This window comes from Kitasatospora sp. NPDC059462, assembly GCF_042749955.1.
GTDB lineage: Bacteria > Actinomycetota > Actinomycetes > Streptomycetales > Streptomycetaceae > Kitasatospora.
In genome coordinates, this window is the sequence record NZ_JBHYUU010000246.1 from 1 (window position 1) to 10,125 (window position 10,125).

General features: G+C 73.0%; 8 protein-coding genes and 1 pseudogene. 3 read left to right on the plus strand and 6 right to left on the minus strand.

Translation table 11 applies throughout. The annotated features are described in order from the left end of the window. Window positions 1–91: 91 nt before the first annotated feature. Together ACFXAM_RS35275 and ACFXAM_RS35280 are read right to left on the minus strand one after the other, a co-directional pair. Window positions 92–2,521 carry an ArnT family glycosyltransferase gene (locus ACFXAM_RS35275; RefSeq protein ID WP_380297601.1) on the minus strand — a complete coding sequence of 810 codons (2,430 nt, stop codon included), beginning with the start codon at window positions 2,519–2,521 and terminating at the stop codon, window positions 92–94. Window positions 2,522–2,651: 130 nt separating this feature from the next. Continuing rightward, complete coding sequence (locus ACFXAM_RS35280) at window positions 2,652–3,776, minus strand: alpha/beta hydrolase (RefSeq protein ID WP_380297603.1); 1,125 nt, start codon at window positions 3,774–3,776, stop codon at window positions 2,652–2,654. Between the two features lie 149 nt (window positions 3,777–3,925). Between ACFXAM_RS35280 and ACFXAM_RS35285 the strand changes: the two genes are divergently transcribed. The 3 genes from ACFXAM_RS35285 (at window position 3,926) to ACFXAM_RS35295 (ending at window position 6,725) form a co-directional block, all read left to right on the plus strand. After that, a complete protein-coding gene (locus tag ACFXAM_RS35285) occupies window positions 3,926–4,939 on the plus strand; it encodes a hypothetical protein (protein WP_380297605.1) in 1,014 nt (337 codons plus the stop codon). A gap of 99 nt (window positions 4,940–5,038) precedes the next feature. Then, window positions 5,039–6,103, plus strand: a complete 1,065-nt coding sequence (locus ACFXAM_RS35290) for a DUF4037 domain-containing protein (protein WP_380297607.1) — start codon at window positions 5,039–5,041, stop codon at window positions 6,101–6,103. Between the two features lie 52 nt (window positions 6,104–6,155). Beyond that, entirely contained in the window at window positions 6,156–6,725 is a 570-nt protein-coding gene (locus ACFXAM_RS35295) for a DUF4240 domain-containing protein (RefSeq protein ID WP_380297611.1), read from the plus strand. Between the two features lie 48 nt (window positions 6,726–6,773). Here ACFXAM_RS35295 and ACFXAM_RS35300 read toward each other — a convergent pair whose 3' ends face one another. The 4 genes and pseudogenes from ACFXAM_RS35300 to ACFXAM_RS35315 form a co-directional block, all read right to left on the minus strand. Next, the gene (locus tag ACFXAM_RS35300; protein ID WP_380297609.1) at window positions 6,774–7,718 is read right to left on the minus strand and encodes a hypothetical protein; all 945 of its coding nucleotides are present in this window, start codon (window positions 7,716–7,718) and stop codon (window positions 6,774–6,776) included. Between the two features lie 31 nt (window positions 7,719–7,749). Beyond that, window positions 7,750–8,547, minus strand: coding sequence for a CHAT domain-containing protein (locus tag ACFXAM_RS35305; RefSeq protein ID WP_380297610.1), 798 nt, complete (start codon window positions 8,545–8,547; stop codon window positions 7,750–7,752). Next, window positions 8,544–9,935, minus strand: a complete 1,392-nt coding sequence (locus ACFXAM_RS35310; RefSeq protein WP_380297612.1) for a tetratricopeptide repeat protein — start codon at window positions 9,933–9,935, stop codon at window positions 8,544–8,546. Before ACFXAM_RS35310 ends, ACFXAM_RS35305 begins: the two co-directional genes overlap by 4 nt. Window positions 9,936–10,007: 72 nt before the next feature. Further along, window positions 10,008–10,088, minus strand: a pseudogene (locus ACFXAM_RS35315) (hypothetical protein); the annotation flags it as partial. Window positions 10,089–10,125 lie beyond the last annotated feature (37 nt).

Sequence of the window (10,125 nt, forward strand, 5' to 3'; positions counted from 1 at the left end):
CGCCCTCTTCTCCGCCGCGCGCCCCGCCGCCCCCCCCCCCGGGCGCCGGGCGGCCTCCGCCCCCCGCCGGGCCCCCCCCCCCCCGTCCGGGTCAGGAGCCGGCTGGTCGGCTGAGATCGTAGAACGTCGAGCCGCCGACCGTCCTGGCGGTGTAGTGGCTCGTCACCCAGGCCTCGATCCGGGCGGTCTGCGACTGGCCGGACCCGCCGCCCGGGCCGCCCGGAGCGGCGTTCGCGCCGCCCGCCTCGCCGTCGAGGGCGCGGAACGAGCCGCCGGCGACGAACCAGTGGACCTTGCCCTCCGCCACGTACTGCTGGAAGGCCTCCAGGCTGAGCGAGGGGTCGCTGCTGTTGAAGCCGCCGAGGGCCATCACCGGGACGCCGGAAGCGAGTTGGTAACTGGCTGCGTTCTGCGAACCGCTGGTCGCGGCCGCCCAGCGGTAGCCGTCGGCGCCCTGCTCCAGCAGATCGGCGGCCTCGGTGCTCACCTTGGTGCCGTTCAGCAGCCCGCCCATGCCACCCATGCCACCCATGCCGCCGGGGCCGCCGGTCGTGCCGCCACCGGCCGTGCCGCCGGGCCCGCCGCCGGTGCCGCCCGGGGCGCCCGGGGCACCGGGGAAGCCGCCCGTACCGTCGGGAACACGGTTGCCCCGGCCGCCGTCCCGGCCGTCCTGCTGCTGGGCGCCGGGGAAGCCGGGGAAGCCGCCCGGGCCGCCCGCGCCGCGCCGGCCGCCGCCCGGTCCGAAGCCGCCCTCCACCGCCGGCCCGGCCAGCACGATCGAGCCCTGGTGCGGGGTGCCGACGGTCTCCACCGCGTACGCCGCCGGTCCGCCCAGCGCCGCCGCCGCACCCACCAGGCCCGCCACCGCGGTCAGCCGCCCGGCGAGCCGCGAGGACCCGGCCGGACCGCCGTCCGCCCGGCGCGCGAGCCGCGCCGCGAGCGGACCGGCCGCGAGCAGCGCCACCGCGGCGAGCAGCCCGCCCGCCAGGACGGCCGGCCGCAGCCACGGCAGGAAGTCCGCGCTGCGCCCGAGCAGCACGTACGCCCACACCGCCGTCACCGCGAGCGTGCCGGCCAGCACCGCCGCGTACGGCAGCCGGTGCCGCGCCCGCCACAGCCCGTCGACGCCCATGCCGACCAGCGCCGCGACCGCCGGGGCCAGCGCCACCGTGTAGTACTGGTGGAAGATCCCGGACATGAAGCTGAAGGTCAGCGCGGTGCAGAGCAGCCAGCCGCCCCAGACCAGGAACGCGGTGCGCGCGGTGTCCGTCCGGGCGTGGCGGCGGGTGGCCCACAGGCCGAACACCAGCAGGATCAGCGCGGCGGGCAGCAGCCAGGCGATCTGCCCGCCGATGTCGCCGTCGAACAGCCGGGTGAGGCCGGTGCGGCCCCAGCCGCCGCCCGTCCCGCCGGGCGGACCCCCGGCCGGAGCGCCGCCCGGGGCGCCGCCGAACACCGCCTCGGCCCCGGCCGGCATCCGGTTGCGTCCACCGCCGACGCTGCCGGTCTCGTTGCCGTTGAGCCGGCCCAGGCCGTTGTAGCCGAAGGTGAGCGAGAGGAAGCTGTTGTCCTGCGAGCCGCCGATGTACGGCCGCGCCGAGGCCGGCACCAGCTCGACCACCGCGACCCACCAGCCGCCCGCGACCACCGTCGCCAGCCCGCCGGCCAGCAGCTGGCGCACCCGGCGCCACAGCCCGGTCGGCGCCACCACCAGGTAGACCAGCGCGAACGCGGGCAGCACCAGGAACGCCTGGAGGGTCTTGGTGAGGAAGGCCAGCCCGAACATCACGCCGGTGAACACCAGCCACCGGGTGCCCGCCGCCTCGACCGCCCGCAGCAGCCCGTACGCGGCCAGCGTGAGCAGCAGCACCAGCAGCGCGTCCGGGTTGTTGAAGCGGAACATCAGCGCCGCCACCGGCGTCAGCGCGAACACCGCGCCCGTCAGCAGCCCGGCGAGCGGCGAGAAGCGCCGGCGCACCGTCGCGTACAGCACCGCCACGGTGGCCACCGCCATCAGCGCCTGCGGGGCCAGCACCGACCACGAGGAGAGCCCGAAGACGCGCGCCGCCAGCGCCATCGGCCAGAGCGCGAGCGGCGGCTTGTCGACGGTGATGAAGTTCCCGGCGTCCGAGGAGCCGTAGAAGAAGGCCTTCCAGCTCTGGCTGCCCGCCTGGGCGGCGGCCGAGTAGAAGGAGTTGGCCCAGCCGGAGGCGGACAGGCCCCAGAGGTAGAGGACGGCGGTGGCCGCCAGCAGCGCCAGCAGCGCGGGCCGCACCCAGCGCGGGTCGTCGGCGCGCCCGCGCCAGGTCCGGCCCGGCAGGGTGCGCAGCCGCGCCGCCCAGGACGCCGGCCCTTTGGAGCCGGCGGGCGGCGGCGGGAACTCCGGGAACAACGGCGGCGGGGCCGGCCGCGCGGTGGCCGCCCCCTCCGGCGCGGGGGCGGGTGGCAGCACCGGGGGCGGGTGGTCCCCGGCCTCCGGCCAGGGCTCGCCGGCCGGCGGGATGTGGCTGGTCGTGGTCATGGGCGCCAGGTTCGGGTGCCCGTCTGAGAGAACCGTGAGACCCGCGTGTGAGCCGCCTGTGATCTGACCGGCCCGGTGCCCGCCCCTGCCGTCCTGCGCCCCGCCCCGCCCTGCCCCTTCGCCTTCCGTGCTAGGCGGCCTGCGGCATCGTCAGGTGCTTGCCGAGCCACTCCAGGGCGGGCGGGATCTCCCTGGTCCAGGTGTGGAAGTTGTGGCCGCCGGTGTCGAGGGTGATGGTGGAGAGCTTGGTCGGCGCCCTGAAGGCGTTGACCATGGCCTGGGTGCCCTCGTAGTTGTTCTCGTCGTAGCTGGTGGCGAGCAGCAGCGCGACCGGCTCGGCCGGCTTGTTCTTCAGCCGCCAGACCAGGTCGTTCTCCTGCTTCAGCTGGGCGTTGCCCGCGAACAGGTCGCCGGTGGTCTCGTCGATCGGTGCGGTGTAGTAGCCGGAGAGCGAGACCGCCGACCGGTAGGCGTCCGGCTTGCGGAGCGCGAACTTGAGGGCGCAGTAGCCGCCGGTCGAGTTGCCGATCACCGCGCGGTTGGCCGGGTCGGTGCCGATCCGGTAGTTGGCGGCCAGCGCCGTCGGCAGGTCACTGGTGAAGAAGGTCTCCACCTGCGGTCCGCCGGGGACGTCCATGCACTCGGTGTCGCGGTTGCCGGACAGGGTCGGGCGCATCAGCACCAGGACGGTCGGCGGCAGCTTGTTCTGCTCGATCGCGGTGAGCGCGGACGCCGGGTACTGCATCAGCGTGATCAGCTTCTCCGCCGAGCCCGGGTAGCCGGCCAGCACCAGGGCCATCGGGAACTTGCGCTGCGCGTACTCCGGCTGGAAGTACTGCGGCGGCAGGTAGACGAAGGCGTCGCTGCTCAGGCCGCTCGCGCTGCCCCGGACCGCGACCTCCTGGATCAGCCCGGAGCGGTCGCGGGCCGAGCCCTGCGCCGAGTACATGTTCTTCTCGCCGGTGACGGCCAGGGAGGCGGCCGCGTTCGGCTGGTGGTCGACCACCGTGCCCGGCTTGCCGTTGGTGCCGAGCAGGTCGCTCCAGGAGCTGTAGAAGCCGAAGTAGCCGTTGGCGATCAGGCCCATGGCGACGAGCACCGCGATCTGGGTGGCGAGGAACGCGCCGATCCGTCCGGTCCAGGCCTTCCAGCCGCCGCCGCCGAATCTCGGCCAGAGCCACATCGTGGCGGCGAAGACGCCGATCGCGATGACGGAGGCGACGATCTGGAGGGGGACACCCGTGAGGCTGAGCACGTCCCGATGGTAGTTGACGTCGGGGACCGCTCCGTGCGCCCTGTCGTCCGCCCCCGCTACGCTTCGGTGCGCTGCAAGTGAGCCCTGTTGACCGTGTCTTGTCGGATCGGAATCATGGCGGCGGGGACAGCAGAGAGCACGGAGTGTGCATGGATCAGCACCGAGAGAGCACCCGGGGGAGCGGCATGAAGTCCTTCACCAAGGCCGGCGTTGCGGTGGGCACCGCATTGCTGCTTGCGGCCTGTTCGAGCGGCGGTTCGGGAGGGTCGGGCGATTCGTCCTCGTCCTCGTCCGGACCGTCCGACGGCGGTTTCAGCGCCCTTCCCGCCCCGTCGCCGACGCCCACGCCGACGCCGACACCGACGCCCACGCCGACGCCGTACGGGCCGGTGCTCGCCGGCTACGTCGACCCGGTCGGCACCGCGCTCGGCAAGATCAACCCGGCCTCCAACATGGACAACTTCCTGATCGGCCTCCAGGAGGCGGCCAGCGCGGCCAACTCCGCGAGCAGCGGACTCGGCCTCAGCGACACGCCGGCCACCGTCGGCACCACCAAGCGCCAGCTGGTGACGGCCCTGTCGCAGCTCGCGACCGATCTCAGCAAGATCCGTACCGACATCAAGTCCAAGGCCTTCTGCACCACCGGCTCCGCCTACGCCCAGGTCGGCCTCTCCGAAGGCCTGAAGGCGATCCCGGCCGCCCTCGCCGAGATGGCCGCCGCCGGGTACGCCACCAACTTCACCGTCCCGCAGACGCCTCCGCAGCAGACCCGATCGAAGGAGAACGACACCTTCGTCACCAAGGGCAAGCTGCGCGGCAAGGGGGAGTTGAACATCGACAACTCCGAGGGCAGCAGCGACTCCGTCGTCTCGCTCTCCCAGAGCGGCAAGGCGGTCCACTCGCTGTACGTCGGCAAGGGGAAGAAGGGGTCCATCGAGGGCATCGAGGACGGCACCTACGACGTCTTCTTCTCCGACGGCGTCGACTGGGACCCGACGCTGAAGATGTTCACCCAGAACTGCAGCTACTCGAAGTTCGACGAATCCCTGGACTTCGTGACCGACCGCACGACGTACCAGATCTGGTCGATCACGCTGACCGCGAAGGTCGGCGGCAACGCCAAGACCAGCGACGTGGACGAGGAGAACTTCCCGCAGCCGTAAGGGTGCGCGCACGGACGGACGGAGGCACCACGGGCCGCGGGGCCCGCGGTGCCTCCAAACCCTTGGACGGCGCCGCGGCCCGTCCGCGAAGCTGGCCGGGTGACCAGCGCGCCCTTCGTCCCCGGCCTCGAACTCGCCCGCCTCCTGCACGAGGAGGCCGTCCGTCCGCTCCTCGCCGCCGCCCACCCCGGCCTGCGGTACGCCGCCGCCCTCGTGGGCCCCGGCTCCGAGGTGCTCGGCCTCGACACCCCGCGCTCCACCGACCACGACTGGGGCCCGCGCCTCGACCTCTTCCTCCCGGCCGGGGACGCCGCGCGCCTGCGCCCCGCCCTCACCCGTCTGTTCGCCGAACGCCTCCCCGGCACGCTGCGGGGCCGCCCCACCCGCTACCGCACGGGCGACGACCCCGACGGACCCGTCACCCCGCACGTCGCCGTCCACGACCTCACCGGCTGGCTCACCGACCGCCTCGGCGGCCCGCTCGGGGACCTCGGGCCGGCGGACTGGCTCGCGTTCCCCCAGCAACGGCTCGCCGAGGTCACCGGCGGTGCCGTCCTCCACGACGGAACCGGCGAACTCACCGCCGTACGGGCGGCGTTGGCCTGGTACCCCGACCAGGTCTGGCGCCACCTGCTCGCCTGCCAGTGGCAGCGGATCGCCCAGGAGGAGGCGTTCACCGGACGCTGCGCCGAGGTCGGCGACGAGCTCGGCTCCGCCGTCACCACCGGCCGCCTGGTCCGCGACCTGATGCGGCTCTGCCTGCTCCTCGACCGCCGCTACGCCCCCTACGGCAAGTGGCTCGGCTCGGCGTTCGCCCGTCTCGCGGTGGCACCCCGGCTGACCCCGTCCCTGCGCGGCGCCCTGGCCGCCGACACGTACCCCGAACGCGAACGCCACCTGTGCGCCGCGTACGAGACGGTGGCCGCCCTGCACAACGCCACCGGCCTCACCCCGCCCGTCGACCCGGCCACCCGGCCGTACCACTCCCGCCCGTACCGCGTCCTGCGCGCCGACCGCTTCGTCCGCGCGCTGGCCGCGACGGTGACGGACCCGTTGCTGCGCGACCGGCCGCTCACGGGCGGGGTCGACCAGTGGGTCGACAGCACGGACGCGCTGACCCGGCCGGCCCTGTTGCGACCCCCGTGCTCCGGCGGTGGATCGTGATCACGCCGACCGGCGCGGCGGGAGCGTCCGCGCCTGGCATACTCGGGCCGTGATGGATGCCGAGGAGTTCTGGGCCCTGGTGGACGGGGCGTGCGCCGAAGTCGACGCGCTGGAACCGGACTTCGACGAGCGGTGCGCGGCGGTCGAGCGCGCCTGCGAGGAGCGGCTCGTGCGCCGCACGCCCGCCGAGATCGTCCGGTTCTCCCTGCGGCAGTGGCAGCTGCGCGACCACGCCTACCGGTACGACCTGTGGGCGGCGGCGTTCCTCATCGAAGGCTGGTGGTCCGACGACGGGTTCATGGACTTCCGCGACGGCCTCATCTCGCTCGGCCGGGACTGGTACGAGCGCGCGCTCGCGGATCCGGACTCCCTCGCCGACCATCCGGCGGTGCGGGGCGGCGGGGACGTGCTCATCGGGAACGAGGACTTCAACCGCGTGGCGCACCGGGCCCACCAGCGCCTCACCGGTGAACCGGACGGCCTCGACGAGGCGCTGGAGGCGTCCCTGGAAGCCGGCCCGCTCCGCGTCGTGACCGAGCCGGCCGGAGCCCGCTGGGACGTCGCGGACGACGGTGAGATGCGCCGCCGCCTGCCACGCCTCGCCGCGATCTTCCTGGACTAGCGCGCAGCGCGCGGGGTGGCCGCGACCACCGCCCGCGAGCGGCGAGGCCTACGGCTGGCGCCCGGCCGGTGAGCCGGTGGCGACGAGCTGCCCGGTGGCGGTCAGCGCGAGGCGCGAGAAGAGGGTGCCGGAGAAGCCGAAGAGCAGCGCGATGGCGAGGGCGAGCGGCCGGTCCGGCGCGTCCCAGGAGTTGTCGAGGAAGACGTGCCCGAGCAGGTTGAGCTCCGGGTCCGCGAGCATCCGCACCAGCAGCATCCCGCCGATCGCCGCGAGCGCACCGCCGACCGGGGCCAGGACCAGCACGCCCCAGGAGGACGGCCGTTGGGAGCGCATCACGCCGATCACGGGGGAGAGGAAGCCGCCCAGCGCGCCGAGCATCATGGTCGGCTGGTGCGCCAGCGTGACGCCGATCAGATAGACGGCGCCGAGCCCGATGGTGGCCAGCCAGAGGGCGGCGCGCTGCTGCTCGTACTCGCGCTCGGCCTCGGTGTCCTCAAGGTCGTGGAGGTGCTCGGCGGCTGCGGCGAGCGTGGTGGTGGGCGGCTGTCCGGCTTCCTCCAGCCTCGGCTGCAGCGCTTCGAGCCGGGAGGCGGCCTCGTCCGGCGGCAGCAGCCGCATCAGGTCGCGCTCGCAGCTGTGCAGCACCCGCCAGGCGGAGGCCAGCTTGGACAGCGGGATCGAGAACACCCAGGAGGACCTGGGGGACAGCCGCCACACGACCATGTTGGTGTGCTCCAGCGTGTCCAGCCGGGCGGTCACCGTCGCGAGCACGGCCTGTCGTACGGGGTCGTCCGGGGAGACGGCCGCGAGCACGGTGGTACGGGCGCGGGCCTCACCGATGCGGCCCTGCATCCGGCGGTAGCGCGGGGCGGCGATGAAGCCCCGGCTGGTGAGGAAGACGATCGCGAGATAGACGAGGCAGACCGCTGCCAACGCCCAACGGTCGTTCTCCGCCTGCCACATGGTGCCCCCCTCGGCGTTGCCTGGGGCCATCGTGCCGCATGGGGCGCCGGTGCGGGAGGGGTCAGCCGTCCGTGGTGCCGTCCTCGCGGATCCAGAGGATGTCGACGTTCTTCTCGATGAACTCGGCCCGCAGCTCGGCCTCGGACTCCGCCGAGCCGGTCACCAGGGCCATGAACTGCTTCGCCCCGGCCCGCCGCGCGAGGAAGGCGGTGGCGTCGGGGACGCGGCCGGGTGCGGAGGGCGGTGGCATGAAGGCCGGGTGCAGCAGGTGGAGGGCGTCCGGGTTCACGTCGGCCCGGTGGTGCAGCACGGGTAGCGAGGCCTCGTCGGTGCCGTACATCCGCAGGACGGCCTGCGCGGCGCGGAAGGACGGTCCCACGGTCATGCCGGTGCCGATGCACTGGTAGAAGTGGTTGGCGAACATGACGGCCATGTCGTCCCGCACCTTTGCGGGGTGCCCGATGGCGCAGCCGACGACCTCGGCGAGGGCCTGGGCCACGGACCCGGTGGCGCAGGCGTTGAGGAACGCGAGGCGCACCTCCTTGCCGACCTCGGCCAGGAGGCCGGCAAGCCCCTCGGTCACCATGGGCGCGTCACCGCCGGCCGGGGTGAGGACGCGCAGGCCGGACTCGTCCGCGTGCCCGGAGAGGTGGAGCACGTTCGGGGCGTGGTGCAGCAGGTGGCCGAGGATGTCCTCGCCCTGCACGGCCTGGCCGGTCTCCAGCCTGATCCCGTCCCGGAAGCGGGCCGCACGGAGGGTCTGAGTGACCTGCCGTTGCTCCTCCCCGGTGTCCGGGCCGCCGAGCCGGACGGCGACCGCGGACAGCATCAGGATGCGGGTCGGTTGCGGATCGGTCACCGCTCAGGAGCCTGCGCCGGTGGGGCGAGGACGGCCTGGAGGAGTTCGCCGAGCGCGGCGGCCCGGGTGGGGTGGACGCTCATCAGGTTCGCGATCTCGGCGATGGCTCGGTTGCGGTCGTCCATGTCGGGTTCCGTGTCCTGGGCGGCGGCCCGGAGGGCCTCGGCCGGCGAGGGGCCGGTGGCGTCGTCGTCGACGGCGTGGGCCGCCAACAGGTGCACCGTAGCGCTCCAGACGGCGCCGTACATGACTTTCTCGATGAGCGCGAGCCAATTGAGCGTGCTGGTGTCGGCGGCTTCAAGTGCCCGTTGGATGCGAGCGTTGAGGAGGTGGCGGTCCGTCAGGAGGGCGTAGGCGGGCTCGATGCCGTCGGCGGCACTCATCGCCAGGACCGCCCGGTGGAGGGTGATGAGGGGGTGGACGTTTTCGGGGCTGCCGCTGCCCAGGTCGGCGAGGGCCGCATCCGCGTCGGGGGCGAGCAGAGCGGTCGCGTGATCGGCCAGATACGCCGCCGAGGCCGCCCAGCCATCGTCCTGGGCTCCCGCCGCGATCCACGTGGTGACGATCTCCGGGAGTACGAGGGGGCGGTAGACCGTCTCCAGTGCGACACCGGCCTGGAGCTGATCCAGTAGCGCGAGGTGGAGTTCGGCAGGGCCGATGTTCAGTAGCGCCCACTCCTGGAGTGCACATCGGGCCGGGGTGTTGAGGAGATCGGGGTGCGACGCGACGAAGTCGCGGGACTCGGCCCAGTTCTTCGTGTTGATCCACTCGGCGGTCAGCTGGAGATCTGTGTCCGTGACCCTGAGCCAGGTGAGCGTTGCGGGGTCCGTGTGAGCGTTCAGGTGAAGCCGGAAGGCGGCCGGCTCGGACTTGGCAACTTCCCGAAGGCTTCGATGTACTTGGAAGGTTGTTCTGCCATTGGCAGAGGTGTCCGAGGTGAGTAGGCCGAACAGTGCTCCGATGCCGCGGTCTGTATCACCGGCTCGCAGAAGGAACAGCGCTCGATGGAAGGCGATCTCGGCGGTCGCCCACGACGGACCGGGCCACGAGGCGATGAGTTCCCCATAGATCTGGAGTGCCTCTTGGTGTCGGTCCACCTCGAAGAGTCGGTTGGCCAGGTTGTTGAGGGCGCCGGTGAGGTCGGAGAGGTTGGCGTCGGGGTTGGCTTGGGCGAGTGTGCGGCGTAGTTGGACGGCTTCTTGGGCCGGGGCGAGTGCTTCTTGGTGTTGGCCTACGTCGGAGAGTCGGTTGGCGAGGTTGTTGAGGGCGCCGGCGAGGTTGGGGAGGTAGGCGTCGGGGTTGGCCTGGGCGAGTGTGCGGCGTAGTTGGACGGCTTCTTGGGCCGGGGCGAGTGCTTCCTGGAGTCGTCCTACGTCCGCCAGTTGGATGGTGAGGGTGTTGAGGGCGCCGGCGAGGTCGGGGAGGTAGGCGTCGGGGTTGGCTTGGGCGAGTGCGCGGCGTAGGCGGACGGCTTCTTGGGCCGGGGCGAGTGCTTCTTGGCGTCGTCCCACGTCGGAGAGTCGGTTGGCGAGGTTGTTGAGGGCGCTGGCGAGGTCGGGGACTTTCTCTTATACAAAT